This is a genomic window from Mucilaginibacter corticis (assembly GCF_007558865.1).
GTDB lineage: Bacteria > Bacteroidota > Bacteroidia > Sphingobacteriales > Sphingobacteriaceae > Mucilaginibacter > Mucilaginibacter corticis.
Genome location: NZ_VLPK01000002.1, coordinates 444,525 through 466,336 on the forward strand (window position 1 = coordinate 444,525; position 21,812 = coordinate 466,336).

A 21,812-nucleotide genomic window follows, 5' to 3' on the forward strand; every position below is an offset into this window, starting at 1 on the left:
TCATTTGGTCATTGAGTCATTGAGTCATTAAATCATTTTTAAATGATTATTTTATGTTGCCAATGAATTTGATGTAAATATTAAGTTTTAGATGGATAGTTTCTAATTGCTGGAGCAATAATTTGTAAGTTTCATTGTCAATCAGATTTCTTGAAGTTGCTTTGTATAGCCATGTTTTAGTTTCGATGATAGAACCGCGACTATGGTAGCAGAAGTTTTTATTTTCCTTGTAATGGTACCGGCCAAATCCTTCGGCGATATTGGCACTAATTGAATCAGCCGCTCTTACTAATTGTTTGCCAACTGTATCCTTTGCAAAAAAATCCCAGCCGGTTACAACGTTCCAAATTTTGCCGGCAAAATCTTCTGATAAATTATAAACTTCTATTTCCTCAATGCGATTGCTCATTCAACACCAACCAATGACTTAATGACCCAATGAAATAATGATTATTAAACCGCCACAGCGCCCTTAATATGCGGCCACGGGTCATAGTTCTCCAATTCAAAATCCTCAAACTTGAAATCGAAAATATCTTTTACGTCCGGATTGATCTTCATGGTGGGCAGCGGGCGCGGCTCGCGGCTCAGTTGCAGTTTTACCTGGTCGAAGTGATTGTTGTAAATATGGGCATCGCCAAAGGTGTGGATAAAATCGCCGGCCTCCAAGCCGCAAACCTGCGCTATCATCATTGTCAGCAAAGCGTATGACGCGATGTTGAAAGGCACGCCCAAAAATATATCGGCACTGCGCTGGTACAACTGGCACGACAATTTACCATCGGCCACATAAAACTGGAAAAGCGTATGACATGGGGGTAGGGCCATCTGGTTAACATCGGCAACGTTCCATGCCGACACAATGATGCGGCGCGAATCGGGGTTGTTTTTAATTTGGTTTATAATTTGGCTGATCTGGTCTATATGCCCGCCGCTTGGCGTAGGCCATGAGCGCCACTGGTAACCATACACCGGGCCAAGGTTGCCGTTTTCGTCGGCCCACTCGTCCCAGATGCGCACGCCGTTGTCTTTTAAATATTTGATGTTGGTATCGCCCTGCAAAAACCAGATCAGTTCATGGATGATGGATTTGAGGTGGAGCTTCTTGGTTGTCACCAACGGAAAACCTTCCTGCAGGTTAAAGCGCATCTGGTAACCAAACACACTGATGGTGCCTGTGCCGGTACGGTCATGCTTTTGAGTGCCGGTTTCCATTACGTGGCGCATTAGGTCAAGATACTGCTTCATGTTTCAATGATTGAATTTTGAGTGATAGAATGAGTGAATGTTAATTTCACAACTACAAATAAAAATAATCTATTTTTGGTATCCTACGGATGTGCATAAATACCCGCCGTTGTTAACTTTTATATGATCAATTTTCCAAACGCAAAGATAAACATTGGCCTCAACATCACCGAGCGCCGCCCTGACGGTTATCATAATCTCGAAACCATATTTTACCCTGTAAAAATAAACGACGCGCTGGAGATCATCGAGTCGGATAAATTGAGCTTTGAATCATCGGGCCTGGACATACCCGGCAGGATGGAAGACAACCTTTGCGTTAAGGGCTATTACCTCATTAAAAAAGATTTTGACGTGCCGCCGGTAAAGATCCATCTGCACAAAAATATTCCGATAGGGGCGGGCCTGGGCGGCGGCTCGGCAGATGCTGCTTTTTTTATCCGGCTGATGAATGAAAAATTCGAACTGGATATGACCATCGACCAGCAACTGGATTATGCCCGCAAGCTGGGGGCCGACTGCGCCTTCTTTATCGAAAGTAAACCGGTGTTCGCATTTGAAAAAGGCGACGAGTTTGAATCGATAAAATTAGACCTCTCAAGCTACGAAATTGTTTTGGTGATGCCAAATATCCACATCTCTACTTCGGAGGCTTACAGTGGCGTAAAACCGGCCATGGTGAGACAATCATTGCTGGAGTTGATTTACGAGCCGATTGGAGAATGGAAAAATTTTATAAAAAATGATTTTGAAAATAATATCTTCAAAAACCACGTGGAGATAAGAGGGGTGAAGGCTGCCCTTTACGAAGCCGGCGCCATCTACGCCAGCATGAGCGGCAGCGGGGCATCAGTGTTTGGCATCTTCGCTAAGACATCCGACCTGTCCGCATTGGAGCACGACAACCAAGTGTTCTACCATATCTGACAGAAATTACTTTTTAAGGATGGCTGATGTAATCGCGGTCCTCATCACTTAGTGTATTGGGTTTGGTGCCGTCGTAATCGCCGTCATTAAACCCGCCTCCCAGCGTTCTGACTTTTTTAGGACGACCCACTAAAACGCCTAAAGTAAACGCGACCACCGAGAACCCCGTCAGTGCTACCAGTTTTGAAATGTAGAACGTGCCAAACAAAATGGTGAATCTTACCGGCTCTATATTTTGCATCAGGACTATCGTAAGCAATACGGTAATTAAAATAATGATCATTGTTTTTATGCGCATGACGTTTCGGTGTTTTCTGTTTTAGCCAATATCCGATTTTTATGGATGGAATAAAAATCCATTTCAAAATAGGATAGGGCTGAAATTTATTACGCGATTTGTAATTATAAAAAACATGGAGGGTATAGCCCTTTTTCAAAATGGAAATCCGTCCCGATTTTTCGATCTGTTTTTTTGAAGGCTTTAAAATAGCTCTGATGCTTCCAGTAAAAAAATCTACTCCCCGGATTTTGATTTTGTGACGCTGATTTATCGAACTTCTACAACCCGTTATTGACTCCCTGTTTTTTCGTGAATTTCACATTTGGTGCTTTCGGTACACTAACTGGTCGTTTTATTTACATAAAAAACCTATGGTGATTTATTTATTTAAATTATGTAGTTTAAACATCTCATTATTAGTATAATATATTGTATAAATATACACTATAAATTAAATTACTAATTTTGTTAGTTTTTTGAAAAATTAGTTTTTCAAAATGTTTAAACTTTGACTTTTGTTAATATTTATAAATAACTGATTTTTAATTATATATTTTATTTATATAAATTAAAAAATTGAAATAATTCTTCGAAATGTGCTCATTTTATGACGTAAAAACTATGTTTTTTATGGGTTGAAAATTAAGTTGTTTCGGTACACAAATTGCTTGCTGAAATTTGCCCTTAAATTGATTGAAATTTTAAAAATGTATGCGGGTGTGGTGAATACTCCGCGTGTGTCAGAGGGGCTTAAAATGAGTTTTACGGCATGGAGATTATCCCCTACCCTTGATTATTGGGCGGCGAAATGTTGTAGATTTTATATAACCAGGGAAAAAATTAACGCGCTCTACGCTTGTCAATTTGCTTTTGGGCGACCGGGAAAAGGAAGATGGTAGACAGGATTATTAACGCGCCGATCCAAAATCCAGTAGTCATTTTGTTCATGTCGTCAAAGAAAAGGAACGACATCAGGATGCCGTAAACCGGCTCGAGATTGGTGATGAGCGCCACCCGGAATGCCGAAAGTTCGCGCATTACAGATACGCCGGCAACGTATGCCAGGGAGGTACAGATGGTGCCAAGCAGTATCAAATAACCGATATCTGATGGCTTCAGGATCATTGCCTGGTTAAATCCGCCGGTGAAAAGAAGGTACAATGTCGACCAGAAAAAAGCGCCGATCAGCTCAAAAAATGAGATCACCGCAGGCTCTATTTGCTGCACTTGTTTTGAATTTATAATAGAAAATACGCTTGCACATAAGGCGCTGCTTAGGCCTGCTATGATACCCTTAGTGTAATGAACTTCAAATTTAAATATCAAAACTATGCCCGTAATGATGAGTAAACCGGCAATAATTTCTATAATTGAAATACGTTTTTTGCTGAAAATTGGCTCTAAAATGGCGGTAAATAACGTCATTGACGACAGGCAAACCAGCGTAACCGGCACGGTTGAAAGCTTGATAGAAGCGAAAAAAAGTATCCAATGGGCACCTACAATAGCGCCGGTAAAAAACAATTTCAGGAAGGTTTTAGTGCTAACTTTAAAGGCTGTACGGTTAAATTTGAAGTACAAAAACAGCGAAATCAGGGCAATTAATACGCGATACCAGACCAATTGTACCGCAGAAATGGATATTAATGCGCCTAAAATGCTCGTAAAACCCCAAATAAAGACGGTAAAATGCAGTATAAGCAGGTTTTTATTGAGCTCTGATGTGTTAGCGTTGCGCTGTGCCATTCTTATTTAGGCGCTTTATACAGCAAATATACACCGAAAACACCGAATAAAAAGTTAGGTAAACCGGCAGCTATGATTGGCGACAAGCCGCTTTTTATGGCAAAAACCAGCGCGAATTTGTCTACTACAATGTAAGCAAAACAAAGGAAAAGGCCTATCCCCAGGGGCAAACCAATGCCCCCGCGCACCTTGCGCGAAGCCACAGATACGCCAATTAAAGTGAGCACAAATGAGGCAAAAGGGTATAAATAACGACGCCATTTTTCATACTGCATATCCTTTAAATTACCCGCTCCGCGGATCTTTTCTTTGGTAATATTCTTTGCCAGTTCGCTCATTGACATGGCCGAATAAACGTTATCCTGGGCCTCAAAATCGGATGGATAAAGCTCTAATGTAGTATCCTTCATCATGATATTTTTCTCCATTCTTTCTCTTAATCCATTCACATATCGCACTGAAAAATTATGCAATGTCCACTTCCTTTTTAGTGAATCATAGGTGATGGTATGGGCCATGGTCTTCTCGCGCATGTTGTCGCCGTCAAACTTTTCAAGCACAAATTCATAGCCGGTATGCGATGAATTATCGTACGAATCGACATATACATAGGTACGGTTATCCAGCTTTAAATGCACCTGGTTCTTTTGCTGATCGCCGTAAAAACCATTGGCATTTTCAAACTTTACCTTTAAATTATTGGTGTAAGGTATCAGGTAAAGTTTGGCAAAAAGGTGTACAAAAAATATCAATGTAGCAGCTACAAAATAAGGCCGCAAAAACCTGTTAAAGCTTGCTTTACCACTTAATATTGGTACTATTTCTGTCTGGTTGGCCATTTTGGCCGTAAAGTAAATCACCGCCAAAAAGTTGATCAGCGGCGACAGCATATCCATATAAAAAGGTATGAAACCGGCGTAATATTTAAATGCTATATCATAAAAGCTGTCATGGTGCGACAGGAAGTTATCCAGGTGTTCTGACACGTCAAAAACAACCGAGATCAACATAAAAATACCAAGGGTAAACACAAAGGTACCCATGTATTTTTTGATAATATACCAATCAAGTATTTTTAAATACCGGTTTAAAAAATCCTTCATTTATAGTCGTTGGCCCAGGCGGTTTACCATTACTTTTTTCCAGTTATAAAACTCGCCTTCTATTATTTTATTACGTGCTTCTTTAACCAGCCATAAATAAAAATGCAGGTTATGCAGGGTAGCTATTTGCGCGCCCAGCATCTCGCCGCTATGTATTAAATGTCTTAAATAAGCCTTGGTATAAACCTTGTCAGCATAAAGATCGCTATCATCCTCAATGGCCGAAAAGTCGTTTTTCCACTTCTCATTTTTGATATTTATAACCCCGTTTTTGGTAAATAACATACCATTACGGGCGTTACGGGTTGGCATTACGCAATCAAACATATCAACGCCCAAAGCTATATTTTCTAACAGATTAATAGGTGTACCTACACCCATTAAATAACGTGGTTTTTGCTCGGGTAATATATCGCAAACCAATTCTGTCATGGCGTACATTTCTTCGGCCGGTTCGCCTACAGAAAGGCCTCCTATAGCATTTCCTTCACGCTCAAAAGAGGCAATAACTTCGGCCGAACGCACACGCAGATCCTTATAAACAGAACCCTGTACAATAGGGAAAAGTGTTTGACTGTATCCGTATTTTGGTTCGGTACTATCAAAGCGGTCGCAGCAGCGTTTTAGCCAGCGGTGCGTCATTTCGATAGACTTTTTAGCATAAATATAGTCGCACGGATAGGGGGTACATTCATCAAAAGCCATGATAATATCGGCCCCTATGACACGCTGTATGTCCATCACATTCTCGGGCGTGAACAGGTGTTTTGACCCGTCAATGTGCGACCGGAATGTTACTCCTTCTTCCTTTATCTTACGTACTTCGCTTAAGCTGTATACCTGGTAACCGCCGCTATCGGTTAGGATAGGGCCTTCCCAGCCGTTAAATTTATGCAATCCGCCGGCACCTTCCAGCACATCCAAGCCCGGCCTTAAATATAAATGATAGGTGTTGCCCAATATGATCTGGGCCTGTATATCATTCTTCAATTCATGCTGATGAACGGCTTTTACAGTGCCTGCTGTGCCAACAGGCATAAAAATAGGGGTTTGTATAGTACCGTGGTCGGTAGTGATCTCGCCCGCGCGGGCTTTTGAATTCGGATCTTGTACTGTTAAGTTAAATTTCATTTTTTGCGAGGACAAAGATAGTGATTAGAGATTAGTTGATTAGGGATTAGTTGTTTAAGATATAGCCTAAACATCGGATTTATAGGATTTAAAAATCTGCGACAACCGAAAACGTACAATGGCTGTTCGTTTCTGATACATCTTGGTTAATATGTTTTTTATTTAAATTATTGTTAATCAATTAATTATGTGAATGGCATTGAATTTTATAGAATTGAAAAAATTTGGAACCATGATCAGGAACTATATCAAAACAGCCTGGCGGAGTTTGTTTCGCCATAAAACATATACCGCGATCAATATCACCGGGTTAAGTGTAGGTATTGCCGCCTGCCTGCTTATCTTTTTAGTGGTACAATATGAAAAGAGTTTTGATACGTTTCATACAAAAAAAGACCGTATTTACCGGATCACCGGCGTGGTTACCAAGCCAAGCCTGAGCTTTGCGAGCGGGGTATTTTTCCCGTTACCTGAAGCACTGCGTGTTGATTTTCCGCAATTACCAGCAGCCACTATATTTAGAAATGAAGGCAGTTTCTTCAGTATAAATAGCAAAAAATTTAAAGAGGATGATACCTATTATGCCGAGCCACAGTTTTTTGACACGTTTGATTTTGCCTGGATAGCAGGCGATAAAAAGACAGCCTTGGCCCAACCCAATACCGTTGCGCTAACCCGCAGCGAAGCCGATAAATTTTTCGGGGATTGGCACCGAGCCATTGGTAAAACCATTAATTATAAAGGAAAAACAGATTTAAAAGTTACCGGTATTTTGGAAGATATGCCTGCCAATACCGACTTCCCATTAAAAGTTGTAATGTCATACGCCACGATGCAGGTAAAAGGCGGCGATTATTTTGATGCGATGAAGAGTTGGGGATTGGTTTTAGGCGAAAACTATTGCTTTATAACCTTGCCGGCGGGAGCAAATGTGTGTAGTTATGAACAACAATTAGATGCTTTTTTGAAACGCCACAACCCCGGCGACTATAAAAACGGCCTGCGTATGCAGTTACAGCCCCTTACCGCTATGCATTATGATACCCGCATTGATATTTTTACCGCGCATCCCTTTAGTAAACAGCTTATTAACGCCATCAGCCTTATTGGTTTATTCCTGGTGATCATTGCCTGCGTCAATTTTATCAACCTGGCTACTGCTCAGGCGGTTAACCGCTCAAAAGAAGTGGGGATACGTAAAGTGCTGGGCAGCCGCCGTAAGCAACTCATCTTTCAGTTTATCAGCGAAACCGGTATTATTACACTGGGCGCTATCGTATTGGCCCTGCTAATAAGTTGGCTGGCGCTGCCGTTTGTTAACCGGTTGTTAGATATACAGATAACAGCGCAGGCTATCTTTAATTTAGAGGTATTGGCTTTTGTTTGTGTTTTGTGGGTTGCAGTAACCTTTATATCCGGCTTTTATCCGGCTATAGTTTTATCGGGTTTTAACCCCATATCGGCGCTTAAAAATAAACTCAATGCAATCAGTTCGGGCGGCATTTCACTGCGCCGGGCTTTGGTGGTGATGCAGTTTTGTATTGCCCAGGTGCTGATCATCGGTATCCTGGTGATGATATCGCAGCTTAACTATTTTAAAAATAAATCGCCGGGTTTCGACAAAACAACTGTTGTTGCCATTGGTATACCCGGCGACAGCGTGAGCAGGACTAAAACCGCCTTTTTACAGCAGGAATTGTCACAGCAACCCGGTATAAAAAGTTTGAGTTACAGCGCTTACAACCCGGTTGACAATAATGCCTGGTTCTCAAAGATCCACTACAACCACTCGCCTAAGGAGAGTGATTTTGGTGTAAGCCTGAAATGGGCCGATGCCAATTTCTTTAAAGTATACCAGATAAAATTCCTGGCTGGCAAACCTTACGCGCCAAGCGATACTATAAATGGTTATGTAGTAAACGAAGCCATGGTGAAGGCGTTGGGTCTTGCTAACCCGCAGCAGGCCATTGGCAAATTCATTAATTTATGGGGCAATATGCGTATGGATGCGCCTATAGTTGGTGTGGTACATGATTATAATGTCGGCTCATTTAAAGATGCTGTACCACCGGTATTGATGGCTGCAAAAAAGAATGCCTATGGCGTACTTAATATTAAAATACAGCAAGCCGATATGCGGCAAACGCTTGCTACTATTGAAAATAAATGGAACGCGGCATTCCCGCAGTCCTTATATGAGTATCATTTTATAGATGAACAGATGGCGAGTTTTTATAAAGCTGATAATCAGTTATCTGCTTTGTATCAAATATTTGCAGGTATTGCCATCTTTATTTCATGTCTTGGTTTATTAGGGTTGGTTTCGTTCATGACCGTTCAACGTACCAAGGAAGTAGGCATACGCAAAACCCTTGGCGCATCGGTTGCGCATATTGTTTACCTGTTCTCCAGGGAATTTACTTTGCTGGTGATGGTTGCTTTTGCCATCTCCGCGCCAATAGGTTGGTACCTGATGAATAAATGGCTTGAATCATATACTTTCCGGATCAAGCTTGGCCCGGGTATCTTTATGTTGGCTATTGTGCTGTCTGTTGCTATTGCCTGGTTAACCGTGGGTTATAAAGCCGTTAAAGCGGCATTGGTTAGCCCGGTTAAAAGTTTAAAAAGCGAATGATGCCCTGGAATTATTGGCGAGCTTACTCAAAATCACTTTATATATAAATATTAAAAAATCATGATCAGGAACTATATCAAAACAGCTTACCGCAGTTTAAAGAAAAGCAAAGGTTTTACAGCTATAAATGTGCTGGGCCTTTCGGTAGGGTTAGCCACCTGTTTATTAATAGTATTATATGTTGCAGACGAATTAAGCTACGATAAATACAATAAAAATGCCGCCAACATTTACCGTATCACCGAAAACGCGAAGCTGAATGGCAATGAAGCATCGTACGCAGGGTCTGAAAAACCGATATTAAACGCTATAAAAGACTATCCTGAAATAGAGAAAACCACCAGGATAATCCCTAAAAGTAACCTGTTTAAAACTTCGCAAAAGTTTAATATCAAAAAAGGCAATACCAATATCCAGGAAAAAAATGTCGCCTTTGCCGAGTCGAGCTTGTTCGATGTATTTACATTACCAATGATAGATGGCTCACCGGCAACCGCGCTATCTGCACCGCATAGCGCGGTGATAACAGAAAGCATGGCAAAAAAATACTTTAATAATGTAAAAGCGGTAGGTAAAACCCTGACTATAAATGATACCAGTTATTATAAGGTTACGGGTGTTATTAAAGATATTCCTTCACAATCGCACTTTAATTACGATTTTATCTTGTCATACAACTCTATACCTGAGTACCAGGCAGGTGGCTGGGGATATAGCGGAATACATAATTATGTAGTACTTAAACCGGGCGCGGATATTCACAAACTTGAGGCAAATATGCGTTCTATTGCTGTGAAAAATTACCCGCCGTCTATGGTTCAGGGCGGTAATTATCTGAATTATGAATTGACACCTTTGCTGGATATTCACCTGCACTCGCATAGCCAGGATGAACTTTCAGACAGTGGAAACATCAGGTACGTTTACATATTTTCGCTGATAGCTGTATTTATCCTGTTGATAGCCTGTGTAAACTTTATGAATTTGTCCACCGCCAGGTCGTCCGGCCGTGCTAAAGAGGTGGGGGTACGCAAAGTATTGGGCTCGGCTCGTAAATACCTGATAGCGCAGTTCTTAACCGAATCAATGCTGCTTACATTAATAGCGTTTGTTATAGCTATTGTATTGGCGTTTATGGCTATCCCGTTGTTTAATGAAGTGGCGGCAAAACATCTTTCGCTTGGGTTTAACACATTTGCGTGGCTATTGCCCGCGTTGGTTATTGCATTATTAATAGGCTTACTTGCCGGTTTTTATCCAGCATTCTTTCTTTCTTCCTTTAAACCGATAGAGGTATTGAAGGGCAAACTGGTCGCAGGTTTTAAGGGTGGGTATCTGCGCAGCTTTTTGGTGGTATTCCAGTTTTCTATTTCCATCTTCCTGATCATAGGTACTATAGTTATTTATAACCAGCTAAATTATATCCACAATAAAAGCCTGGGGTTTGACCGCAGCCAGGTAATGGTAATTAAAAACGTAAATGTGCTGGGCAACCAGGCCGCCACTTTTAAGCAGGAAATAAAACAAATGCCGGGCGTGGTTGACGCTACCATGTCGTCATACCTGCCTACCGGTGAGGAGCGTAACATAACCGGTATGTTTCCGCAGTTACCGCTTGATATCAAGCAGGATGTTTTGTCTGAATTTTGGCCCGTTGATGAAGATTACTTAAATACAATGGGCATCAAACTGATAGCCGGCCGGAATTTTTCAAGAGCAATGGCGACAGACAGTTCGGGGCTGATTGTGAACGAAGCCTTTGTTAAGCGCTTTGGTTTTAAAGACCCACTTAATAAACCTATTTATCGTAACAGTATTGGTTTACAAACCTTTCATATTATAGGTGTTATGAAAGATTTTAACTTCAGCTCGTTAAGAGATGAGATCAAACCCGTCGCGCTGATCTATAACGAAAGCCGTGGCGCGGTAAGCGCACGCGTAAAAGTTGCCGATATAGGCTCATTTATAGCTACAATGAAAGATAAATGGAAAGGATTTTCGCCCAACCAGGAGTTTGCCTATTCATTTATGGATCAGGATTTTGATGCTACTTATCGTTCTGAAGAACGCATTGGCGAATTGTTTATCGCGTTCAGCACGCTGGCTATATTTATTGCCTGCCTGGGCTTGTTTGGCCTTGCCGCTTATGCTGCCGAGCAACGCAACAAAGAAATAGGCATCCGTAAGGTGTTGGGTGCAAGCATATCAGGGATAGTAGCGCTGTTATCGACAGAGTTTATTAAGCTGGTGTTTATTGCCATCCTTATAGCATCGCCACTGGCATGGTATGCCATGAATAAATGGCTGCAGGATTTTGCTTATCGTATTAATATCCAATGGTGGGTAATAGCACTTGCCGGGGTGGTAGCTGTATTGATAGCATTTGTTACCATAAGCTTTCAGTCTGTTAAAGCAGCGTTGGCCAACCCGGTAGATAGTTTAAAATCAGGAGAATAAATACAGTTTGTATCTTTAAATCAGTAATCGACATTTTATGATCAAAAATTTTTTCAAAATAGCTTATCGCAATCTTTGGCGCAGTAAAGGCTTTTCGGTAATTAATGTCACGGGTTTGGCTATAGGTATGGCTGCCGCTATATTAATTATATTGTGGATCCAGAATGAACTGAGCTTTGATGGTTTCCATGTAAATAAAGATCGCATTTACCAGGTATGGAGCCGTGCTACTTACAATGGTGAAACCGGCACTTCAAACCATGTGTCGGCACCACTTGCCCGTGCTGCCGAAAAAGAGGTATCGGAGATTGAGCGTGCAGTTAGGGCAAAGCGTATAAGTGGTTTACTTTTTTCGGTTGGCGAAAAGAAATTGACCTTATCCGGCGGATTGGTGGATACCGGTTTCCTGCAAATGTTTACCTACCCGATGTTGAAAGGCGACCCCAAAACAGCATTGAATGATGCGCATTCGATAGTGCTTACGCAAAAAATGGCTCAGTCTTTATTTGGCGATGAAGACCCTATGGGTAAAACCGTAAAGGTTGACAATAAGGATAATATGTTGGTTACCGGCGTGCTGAAAGACATGCCATATAATACCCGTTTTTACTATGACTATTTAGTACCATGGTCATACATAAAGGTTGAAAAAGCACAGGATCTGGGATGGAACGACAACAGTGAGCCCACTTTTGTAATGCTCAAAAAGAATACAGGCTTTGCATCAGCGTCGGCTAAATTAAGGCCCTTAAGAGAACATTACAACAGCGATGCGAAACAACTGCACTGGGAGTATTTTCTGTACCCAATGGAACGCTGGCGGCTGTATTCGAGTTTTACCAATGGGGTAGAAGACGGCAACGGTCGCAGTAAAACTGTTAATTTATTCGGCATAATTGCCCTATTTATATTGCTGATAGCCTGTATAAATTTCATGAATTTAAGTACAGCCCGCAGCGAAAAACGCGCCAAAGAAGTGGGGATCCGCAAGGTAGTCGGGGCAAGGAAAGCATCATTGATAGGCCAGTTTATTGGCGAATCTGTTTTTATGGCTTTGCTGGCAGGTATTATTGCGGTTATCATCGTGCTGGTGAGCCTGCCGGCTTATAACAGGTTTACAGAAAACGAATTGTATATAAATTTTGGCAGCATTTATACCTGGCTGACCTTCTTTGGGTTTATACTATTTACAGGGGTTTTGGCAGGCAGCTACCCGGCATTTTTCCTGTCGTCTTTTCAACCGGTTAAGGTACTAAAGGGCACTTTTAAAAAGATAAACGCGTTGGTAACTCCGCGTAAAGCGTTGGTGGTGGTGCAGTTTACTTTTGCCATTGTGTTGATCATCTGTACCATAGTTATCAAGCAGCAAATTGATTACGCGCGCAACAGGGAAACCGGCTATAACCGCGACCATGTGGTGTATCATTTCATGACCGGCGATATCCCTAAGAATTATGACCTGATAAAAAATGAGTTATTATCGCAGGGGGTAGCCACATCGGTTACCAAGACCAATTCGCCGATCACCGAGCGCTGGAGCGATGGCGGAGGGCAAATGTGGGAAGGCAAGGACCCGAATGACCGTACATCTTTTGCCCGTTACCTGGCCGATGAAGGCCTGGGCAAGACTGTCGGACTACAATTTGTAAAGGGGCGCGATTTTGATCTGAAGCAATACCCTACCGATTCAAGCGGCTTAATTGTTAATGAATCGGCGTTAAGAGTCCTGAAATTTAAAGACCCTATAGGCAAAAAAGTGAGCGACCTGGGTGTTGACTGGCACATTGTTGGGGTGATAAAAGACTTTATCTTAACCAGCCCGTACGAGCCTATCCAGCCTTTGCTGATATGTGGCGCCAAGAGTAGCTTCCTCACTTTTAACATCGTCCAGATGAAATTTAACGGCAAAAATTCAACTGCCGATAACCTGAAAAGGGCAGAGACTATCTTCAAAAAATACAATCCGCAATATCCTTTCGATTTTAAGTTTGTGGACGAAGAATATGCCAAAAAGTTTGAAGATGAACAGCGCCTGGGCACTATGGCCGCCCTGTTTGCGGGATTAGCCATCTTTATTTCATGCCTTGGTTTATTCGGTTTAGCCGCTTATATGGCCGAAAACCGGATAAAAGAAATAGGTGTGCGCAAGGTGTTGGGTGCATCTGTAGCGCGCATCACTACATTATTATCTAAAGAGTTGATCGCCCTTGTCATCATATCATTTATAATAGCCGCGCCTATAGCTTATTGGGGTATGAGTAAATGGTTGTTGGATTATAGCTATCGGGTAAGCATTAACTGGTGGGTGTTTGCATTGGCCGGTACATTATCAATAATAATAGCATTGATAACAGTAAGCTACCAGGCAATAAAAGCAGCATTGGCCAACCCGGTTAAAAATTTAAGAGCAGAGTAGTTTGGTGAATGATTAATTGTGAGTAGTGAGCGTTTTGTTGCGGTAACCCACAACACACAATTAACCATTCAGCACTCACAACACAACTAATCTCTAATTAACTGATCTCTATTCTCTATTTTTTTAGCAAATTTGCGCCTTATTTAATATAGGTGTTGGAAACATACATTCGGCTTGCATTATTCGTTCTTTTTTTACTGGTGTTTATTATCCAGTTATATTACCTCATCAGCGGTCATAAATCATTGTCGGCTTATGTGGTTGAGGACGAGTTGCCCGAGGTTAATACACCGATATCCGTAATTATCAGCGCCCGTAACGAGGCCCAAAATTTAGCCGAAAACCTGCCATCGATATTAGAACAAAACTACCCAGACTTTGAGGTTGTAGTGGTAAATGATTGCTCGTCGGATAACTCGGACGTAGTTTTGGATGATCTGAAAAGAACCTACCCGCACCTTAAAGTAGTTACCATTACAGAGCATGTGCGTTTTAAAACCGGTAAAAAATTCGCGCTTACCCTGGGGATCAAGGCCGCTAAGAACGAACACCTTTTATTTACCGACGCCGACTGTAAACCAGCTACCGGGAACTGGATAACCCGCATGGCTGCCCGCTTTAGCGGCAATGTACAACTGGTACTGGGCTATTCGCCTTGTTATAAAAAAGGCGGCTTTATAAACGCTTTGGTAAGGTTTGAAACTTTAAAAACCGCCATAAATTATTTATCGGCCGCTTTAAACCGCGATCCGTATATGGGTATCGGCCGTAATTTGGCTTACACCAAAACGCTGTTTTTTTCAAATAAGGGGTTTGCGGCGCATATGCACGTTATGTCCGGTGATGATGACCTGTTTGTTAATCAAAATGCTACGTCAAACAACACAGTGATAGAGATACACCCTGATACATTTGTGTTTACGGATGCAAAACCTAACTTTGCATCGCTATACCGGCAAAAAAAACGGCACATGGGCGTGGGTAAGTTATACCGTAACAGGCACCGCCGCATGTTGAGTTTTGACGCCATAAGCGGGTTTCTTTTTTATATTTTATTTATTTGGTGTTTAGCCTATTATTTTGAGCCATTAATGGCATTAGGTTTGTTCATATTCAGGTGGTTAGCACAGATATTGGTATACAGAAAAACATTTAAGAAACTAAATGCCACTTCGCAGATCTGGTACTTGCCTTTTTATGATTTTGTTTACTACCTTTATATAAACATTTTTGGCCTCATCGGCACCTTTGTAAAAACTACTCAATGGAAATAAATTCCAATTTTACCGAGAATGCTAAGAACGATTTTCACCTGGTAGTAAAAGCTAGGGAAGGAAGCCAGAAGGCTTATGCCGATCTGATGCATCGTTATAAAGATTCTATTTATTTCATGGTGCTTAAGATGGTAAACAACAAAGAGGACGCTAACGACCTTACTGTTGAAACCTTTGCCAAGGCCTTTGAAAAACTGGACAAATACCAGCCCGAGTATGCCTTTAGCACCTGGTTATTCAGGGTGGCTACCAATAACTGTATCGATTTTATCCGTAAGAAAAAGTTAAATACCACCTCGATACACGGCATGACGGATGACGATGGCGAAGAAAAACAGCTGCAAATTAAGGCTGATGTTTTAAACCCGGAAGAATCGTCTATAAAAAAGCAACAAACCGAAGGACTTAAATTATTGATACAGGACCTTCCGGTACGTTACCGTAACCTGATCACGCTGCGATATTTTGATGAGTTATCATATGAAGAGATTGCCCAGCAACTTGATCTTCCTTTAGGCACGGTAAAAGCCCAATTATTCAGAGCCAGGTATTTGCTTGGTAATATTCTAAATCGCTACAACAGAGATGACATCTGATCAGCTTTTTACCTATTTTCCCGGCCTTACACCTATACAACAACAGCAATTTGAACAGTTGCCGGCATTATATGAGTTCTGGAACAACCAGATCAATGTAATATCGCGCAAGGATATCGACCAGCTTTTTGAGCGGCATGTGCTGCATTCATTAGGCATCGCTAAAATAATGCCTTTTTTACCTGGCGAAAGTGTGCTTGATGTAGGCACGGGCGGCGGTTTCCCGGGAATACCTTTAGCCATATTGTTTCCTGATACAAAGTTTTACCTGGTTGACTCGATCGGCAAAAAAATTAAAGTGGTGCAGGAAGTAGCCAAAGCGTTGGGCCTTAAAAATGTACGTGCATCACACCTGCGTGCCGAACAGGTTAACGAAAAATTTGACTTCATCATATCGCGCGCGGTAACCCGCCTGGGCGAGTTTTACCCCTGGATAAAAGGCAAGTTTACCCGCACATCAAACAATACCTTACCCAGCGGCATCCTTTACCTTAAAGGCGGCGACCTTGCCGAAGAGATCAAAGAATCGGGCCTTAAGGTGCAGCAATTTTACCTTAAAGATTATTTCGCCGAAGAGTTTTTCGAAACCAAGCAGGTGATCTATGTGAAGGGATAAACCTCACTTTGCCAGGGTATATTGAGCCCAAAAATCGGTTGTGGCTAAGGCTGTAGTAGCATCATATGGCGGCGGCGCCGCGGATGAAGAGCTGGAATCATTATGTGTATAGACCTGTTCGGGTAAGCCATTAACCTTTAGCTGATAACTAAACGGGTCGACGCCGTTATTTGGCAGATCCAGGTATTTAATAGGGATAGCCAACTCATAATTATATAGCGTATTATTGTCAAACTGTGCTGCTGCTTTTATACCATCTGTGTTATAAACCGATAGCGTATCGCTATCAAGATTTTTAATGCCCGTTGTTATAATTGTTTTGGATCCGGCATCTAATCTATTATTGAGTTCAGTAATAGTAACAGGTTTATAACTGGTGTCGGGTTGTTTATAGAATCTTCCAACAATTCCGTTAGCTATGCGGCTCATATCACTTCCCCGTAAAACAGGGTAGGTTACTGTAACAGGTTGCGGGTCTTTTTTATTTATCGAATGGTTAATAATAAGAGTAATGCCGCCACGGATAATTTTGTTGATGATCTCTTCATATTTAGCCTGTACAATCAGGTAAAGGTTTTTATCATCATTGCTTATAGCATAAAAAATCTGGGTGCTTTTATTGTAGGCCTGTAGTTTATTGCCCCACTCGGTAGCTATACCATCAATTTTTAGTTTTGCCGGCGCACGAAAACTAACCTCTTGTTTATTGGGCAGTTTTTGCCCTATGACATTTGCGGCAAATAGTAAAGTGAATGCAGTAAGAATGATAGCTGTTTTCATGGTAAGGTTATATTGGTTGTATAAAAATACTATTAAGATCGATCGTATCAAAACTTAATCAATATATTCAAGCCGGTTACCTTTATCAGTTTTCATCAAGTAATTCTTGGCGTTGGTGTAAATGTTTTTTAGTAAAATGTTTACTATCAGTATTTTCGGATATTAAACACAGCTGGGTGTTTGTTTAAGCCGATGCCGATAAAACAATTTTTTCCTGATACAGCGGGATATGCCAACACAGGGCAATCCGTCTATAACGAAAAATATCCTGACCGGATTTTTTGGTACCTGTTTATCGCGTTGATCGTGCTGCAGTTATTTATCACCTTGTTCACTAACGGGTTCGCTCTGTCGCAGGACGAGGCGATGTGGCATTATATCGGCCGCAACTGGTTTCGCAACGGCATGGTGCCTTATACCGGCGGTGCCGACAATAAATCGCCATTGTTTTATACCATATTCGGTATTTCTGATCTGCTTTTTGGTGTCAATTATTGGTTCCCGCGGGTATTCGGAACATTGGTGCAGTCTGCCGGTATTTTTTTTCTTTACAGGATAGCCGGCCAACTGGCAGGCAAACGTGCAGGCTTACTGGCCATGTCATTTTATGGCTTATCAGTACTGTGGCATGGTGCCGACGGCAGGTATGTTTCTTTTACAGAAACCTATGAACTGACTTTCGTTATCATTTCGTTCTACCTGTCTTTAAGTGCTAAAACCATAGTACGGATGTTTTTTTGCGGCGTATTATTGTCGGTCGCGTTGATGTTTCGTTTATCGGCATTTTTCGCAATAGTCCCGTTATTTATTATGGCTGTACGTAAAGGCAAAACCAGCGCGATAGCGTTTAGCGCAGGCTTGGTAATTGCTTTCTTTGCCTTGATTTTGATCGGGATTTTAGCCGGAATTGATCCGCAGGCTGTATACTTTTATGCCATAGCCGATAATTTTGGCAGCGGCAGTACCACTGACCATGATTTTTTATGGAGGGCCGTTCAGTTTTATAATCTTTTCTTTTATTCAGAGATCATCTTGTTTTACCCGCTTGTACTGGCGTACCTGTTCATGCAGCGAAAGTTTGACTGGCTGCTAATTTGGCTGACATCGGTTTTTATTGGTTTAAACGTTATTGGCAACTATGCCCGGGTAGACATGAAAGAACTATTACCCGCTATGGCGCTTATCGGTGCAATTGCGGTGGGGTATGTGATCGATACCTGGCAGGTGTCTTTTAAAAAAGTGATGTTTATTGTTTGGATCTGTTTTTCGCCGCGACTTATTGAGCCGTTTGTAAATGTGAAGCGCCTGTTTACCGGCGAGTTTCAATTTGCCGAAAACTTTTGCCACGAACCTTTTGTACCCCCGGATGAAAGTGCAAGCAGGCAACTTGGCCTATGGGTAAAAGCAACTACCAAACCTAATGATAAGGTGTACGTTGCAGGTTTTGGCTCGCAGGTACAGGCTTATTCAGAGCGGATCTCGCCAAGTATTTATTTTAACGTCACCCAAACGCCCGTAGCCAAACAAACCATTTTTAACGATTTGAATAAGCGGCACCCCGAATTAATATTGGTGCCCTTGTTCCCGCAATACAAAGAATATGTGGGTACTGATCTGCGTAATTTGGTCGACAGCCTGACCGCTAAATATTACCGGTTTGACCGCTGTATGTTTAATTATGATGTATACCGGCTTAAAAAAAGCGGTTTGTAAATAGTTGTTTTATTTGGTTGGTGTCGCGGGTGGCGTAGCCGGTGGTGGTGTTTTCTTTTTCTTAAAAAGATTTAACGGATTTGGCGGCGGTGGCGGCGGGTTTTGGGGTCCGCCGGGCCTTACCGCGGCAGCGGTATCTTTTTTGACTACCGTATCTTTCCCCTTGGCTTTTTTCTTTTTAAACGGGTTGATCTTATTAAATACTTCTGACGGTGATGGGGGCGGAGGTGGCGGCGACTGCGGCGGCGTTTGCGCAAAAGCAGTCGAACCAAAACTTAGTACACCGGCCAGCAAAACTCTTGCTGTAGATTTTTTTAAGGATTTCTTTTTATGTGACCGCATAACCATTCAGTTTTAAATGATAGTATAAATATAACATTTAAAAAGCGACTTTAGTTTACAAAAAAGCCGGGCAAATTTGCCCGGCTTTAGCTGTTATCAGGTATACGTTAGTTTTGTTTAGTGTAGCCGCGTATTACAACTTCATTAAGCCCTAAACCGCCGCCTAAATTCTGAATATCAATAGAATTTGGATTATAAATTCCTGAGTTGGGATCATGAGTTTTGGGGTCCTGTGTTACAGTCACCGGGTCTCCAATGTTGCCATTGTCAAGCGTATAACTTATGGGTAATGTATATTGTATACCTGGCTTTAAAATAGATAGTTCGGTACATTTTTTTAATACTCTGATTACTTCGTTGGCCATCGCGTCTGACGGAGTGCGCACAACCTTTGCATATTGCAAATTATGATCGGCGTCCAGGGCAAAAATGGTAATAACGCGGCCGGCAATATGCTCTTTCCTATCCGCAGACGGATATAGAACATGTGCACCAAAATATTGATAAAACTTTCCCCAGTCCGGTTTTGCTACCGTATCAACAACCCGTATAGGTGTTTTTATATAACCCCGTATCACGCATTCATTAAGTACAAGCGTTCCTGGCGGATTTTTAGGAATATCCATGCCAGAAGGATTGTAAGTTATTACCTGGCCATGAGTTATTGGTCCGGGTGCCAGTTCTTCGCCAGGTGCAGGGTCAACCAACCCCAATGTAAAAGACACTGATAAAACGTATTGTATACCCGGTTTTATGGATGATAAATCAGGGCTGGCTTTAAGTGATCTAATAATTTCATTACTCATTGCATCTGATGGGCTTCGTACTACCTGTGCATACAACAAATTGTGATCATTATCGACAGCAAAAAGCGTAATAGTCCTGCCTGATATGTTTTTTTCGAGATCATTTGCGCTGTATTTAATTGAGCGTAGCAGGTAGGTATAGAATTCTTGTGATACATCATTAGCTGTTGCAGGTTGGGTAATTGGTTGCGAGCCTGCAGATGTTTGACTTTTAGCATCAGGCCAATTGAACAACTTTGCTGATGCATGCCCTTTTAATACTACAACCTGGCCAACATCATTTCCCCACTTAGACTTTGCATACGCGTTACCCTTATCGTATACCGTCATAGAGTCGCAGGTAAGCGAGATAAGGGTTTTGTCGTTCAGCTGGCTTTTATCAATAGCATATTTTTTACCATCTACAATAAATAATAATCCGGGATCTGTTGTAAGCATTTGAGTTATGGGTAGCTGAGCATTATGCGAGCTGCCACACATACGGCCGCCAAACTGGTTTCTGGGGGTTAACGGCGATTCTGATTTTTTAATAACAGCGCCATGCCCCGAAAATATTCTTACGCCATTTTTAGCCTGAGCGCCCCATTTCTTTATTGCCCAGGCCGTGTTTTCCGGAACATCGGTCACAGAGTCAGCTGACACTGTTTCGTCTGGTCCGGGATGAATTACTTTGCCGTCCAGAATAATTAGTTTTGGCTTAGCACCCGATACTGATGGAGCTTTAACTTTTCCAAAATCTTGGGGTGTAGGTATAATTCTGCTGCTTTCGTGTTTTACAGGTTTTGCAGGGTCAAGATCAACCCAACCATAGGTTTTGCTAAAAGCTAAGGTAGAAACACATAGCAGGCTGGCAAACAAAGGCAAGATCACTAAGTATTTTAACCGTGCAGCCCGGCCTGACCGTTCGCGGTTAAGCATAATGATGCGCTTTTTTAACAGGTTGTAATTAAAAAAAGAATGGGTAAATGAAGGCCCGTCTGTACCATAGGCATTATTTACCAAAAATGTAGAGTAGGTAAGGGCGTCATCCTCAAAAGCGGCTGTCTGCTCGTCGGCTATGTATTCGTGTACGGTTTTCAGGCTGTTTTGCAGCAAGTACACAAAGGGGTTAAACCAGTTGATCACCTTTAATACCTCAAGAAAAATAATATCAACCGAATGTTTTTGGCGGATATGTACCAACTCATGCCTGATAATGGTATTGGCCGCCGAAGCATTATCACCTATAAACAGGTAATTAAAGAATGAAAAAGCAACGCCGGTTTCAGGCAGGTAAACCACTTTGTATTTAAGCGCATCGCTGGTTTGGGCGTTGCGCATCAGCCGGGCTAAGCCAAAAAGTTTAATCATCAGCATAGCAAATAAAACTACCGCGCCCAACAGGTAAACATATACCAGGTAATCCTGTGCAGCTAAATGATGCTCGACCATTACCGGCGCAACATTTACATAATTGGTAACCGGTAATTGTTCTGTATAAGCCGGCAAAGTGTAGTTTAAGGTTGTGTCAACGGCAGTTTCTACAGGCTTTAAAGCACCTACCTGTAAAATCGGCAACACAAATGCCGCCGTGCAGCTAAAAAGCAGGTAAGCCCTGTTAAGCTGGTAATAAGTTTCTTTATTGAGCAATAAACAGTAGGCCAGGTAAAATACCCCCAGGTAAATGTTGGCTTCTGCAAGGTAATACAATAGGTTCATGATGGTATGTTTTTTAGGTTTATGGCTGTGATAAGGTTTTGGTG

General features: G+C 41.8%; 17 protein-coding genes. 8 read left to right on the plus strand and 9 right to left on the minus strand.

All coding sequences use genetic code 11. The annotated features are described in order from the left end of the window. Nucleotides 1–46: 46 nt before the first annotated feature. Together FO440_RS12585 and FO440_RS12590 are read right to left on the minus strand one after the other, a co-directional pair. Nucleotides 47–409 (minus strand): four helix bundle protein, encoded by a 363-nt coding sequence (locus FO440_RS12585; RefSeq protein ID WP_144248621.1) that lies wholly within the window; start codon nt 407–409, stop codon nt 47–49. A gap of 44 nt (nt 410–453) precedes the next feature. After that, nucleotides 454–1,248 (minus strand): thymidylate synthase, encoded by a 795-nt coding sequence (locus tag FO440_RS12590; RefSeq protein ID WP_144248622.1) that lies wholly within the window; start codon nt 1,246–1,248, stop codon nt 454–456. A 123-nt stretch (nt 1,249–1,371) separates the two neighbouring features. On the opposite strand from FO440_RS12590, the gene ispE reads away from it, so the two are divergent. Continuing rightward, the gene (gene ispE, locus FO440_RS12595; RefSeq protein ID WP_144248623.1) at nt 1,372–2,175 is read left to right on the plus strand and encodes a 4-(cytidine 5'-diphospho)-2-C-methyl-D-erythritol kinase; all 804 of its coding nucleotides are present in this window, start codon (nt 1,372–1,374) and stop codon (nt 2,173–2,175) included. A 13-nt stretch (nt 2,176–2,188) separates the two neighbouring features. On the opposite strand, the gene FO440_RS12600 is transcribed toward ispE, so the two are convergent. The 4 genes from FO440_RS12600 to tgt all read right to left on the minus strand — a co-directional run bounded on the left by FO440_RS12600 (nt 2,189) and on the right by tgt (nt 6,435). After that, nucleotides 2,189–2,473, minus strand: coding sequence for a LapA family protein (locus tag FO440_RS12600; protein WP_144248624.1), 285 nt, complete (start codon nt 2,471–2,473; stop codon nt 2,189–2,191). 822 nt (nt 2,474–3,295) lie between these two features. Then, nucleotides 3,296–4,201 carry a DMT family transporter gene (locus FO440_RS12605; RefSeq protein WP_144248625.1) on the minus strand — a complete coding sequence of 302 codons (906 nt, stop codon included), beginning with the start codon at nt 4,199–4,201 and terminating at the stop codon, nt 3,296–3,298. A 2-nt stretch (nt 4,202–4,203) separates the two neighbouring features. After that, entirely contained in the window at nt 4,204–5,304 is a 1,101-nt protein-coding gene (locus FO440_RS12610) for an LptF/LptG family permease (RefSeq protein ID WP_144248626.1), read from the minus strand. Next, entirely contained in the window at nt 5,305–6,435 is a 1,131-nt protein-coding gene (tgt, locus tag FO440_RS12615; RefSeq protein ID WP_144248627.1) for a tRNA guanosine(34) transglycosylase Tgt, read from the minus strand. It abuts the gene before it with no gap. Nucleotides 6,436–6,649: 214 nt separating this feature from the next. Here tgt and FO440_RS12620 point away from each other — a divergent pair, with 214 nt between their 5' ends. The 6 genes from FO440_RS12620 (at nt 6,650) to rsmG (ending at nt 16,429) form a co-directional block, all read left to right on the plus strand. Next, complete coding sequence (locus FO440_RS12620) at nt 6,650–9,070, plus strand: ABC transporter permease (RefSeq protein ID WP_222103977.1); 2,421 nt, start codon at nt 6,650–6,652, stop codon at nt 9,068–9,070. Between the two features lie 60 nt (nt 9,071–9,130). Further along, a complete protein-coding gene (locus tag FO440_RS12625; RefSeq protein WP_144248628.1) occupies nt 9,131–11,527 on the plus strand; it encodes an ABC transporter permease in 2,397 nt (798 codons plus the stop codon). Between the two features lie 37 nt (nt 11,528–11,564). Continuing rightward, nucleotides 11,565–13,943 (plus strand): ABC transporter permease, encoded by a 2,379-nt coding sequence (locus FO440_RS12630; protein ID WP_144248629.1) that lies wholly within the window; start codon nt 11,565–11,567, stop codon nt 13,941–13,943. A 152-nt stretch (nt 13,944–14,095) separates the two neighbouring features. Beyond that, a complete protein-coding gene (locus FO440_RS12635) occupies nt 14,096–15,217 on the plus strand; it encodes a glycosyltransferase (RefSeq protein WP_246104215.1) in 1,122 nt (373 codons plus the stop codon). After that, a complete protein-coding gene (locus tag FO440_RS12640) occupies nt 15,208–15,813 on the plus strand; it encodes an RNA polymerase sigma factor (RefSeq protein ID WP_144248630.1) in 606 nt (201 codons plus the stop codon). The genes FO440_RS12635 and FO440_RS12640 overlap by 10 nt, the downstream gene beginning before the upstream one ends. After that, nucleotides 15,803–16,429, plus strand: coding sequence for a 16S rRNA (guanine(527)-N(7))-methyltransferase RsmG (gene rsmG / locus FO440_RS12645; RefSeq protein WP_144248631.1), 627 nt, complete (start codon nt 15,803–15,805; stop codon nt 16,427–16,429). The genes FO440_RS12640 and rsmG overlap by 11 nt, the downstream gene beginning before the upstream one ends. Nucleotides 16,430–16,432: 3 nt before the next feature. On the opposite strand, the gene FO440_RS12650 is transcribed toward rsmG, so the two are convergent. Continuing rightward, entirely contained in the window at nt 16,433–17,209 is a 777-nt protein-coding gene (locus FO440_RS12650; protein ID WP_144248632.1) for a hypothetical protein, read from the minus strand. A gap of 192 nt (nt 17,210–17,401) precedes the next feature. Here FO440_RS12650 and FO440_RS12655 point away from each other — a divergent pair, with 192 nt between their 5' ends. Next, complete coding sequence (locus tag FO440_RS12655; RefSeq protein ID WP_144248633.1) at nt 17,402–18,922, plus strand: ArnT family glycosyltransferase; 1,521 nt, start codon at nt 17,402–17,404, stop codon at nt 18,920–18,922. Nucleotides 18,923–18,931: 9 nt separating this feature from the next. On the opposite strand, the gene FO440_RS12660 is transcribed toward FO440_RS12655, so the two are convergent. Further along, nucleotides 18,932–19,264, minus strand: a complete 333-nt coding sequence (locus tag FO440_RS12660; protein ID WP_144248634.1) for a hypothetical protein — start codon at nt 19,262–19,264, stop codon at nt 18,932–18,934. Nucleotides 19,265–19,371: 107 nt separating this feature from the next. Then, nucleotides 19,372–21,768, minus strand: a complete 2,397-nt coding sequence (locus tag FO440_RS12665) for a M56 family metallopeptidase (protein WP_144248635.1) — start codon at nt 21,766–21,768, stop codon at nt 19,372–19,374. Nucleotides 21,769–21,812: the final 44 nt, after the last annotated feature.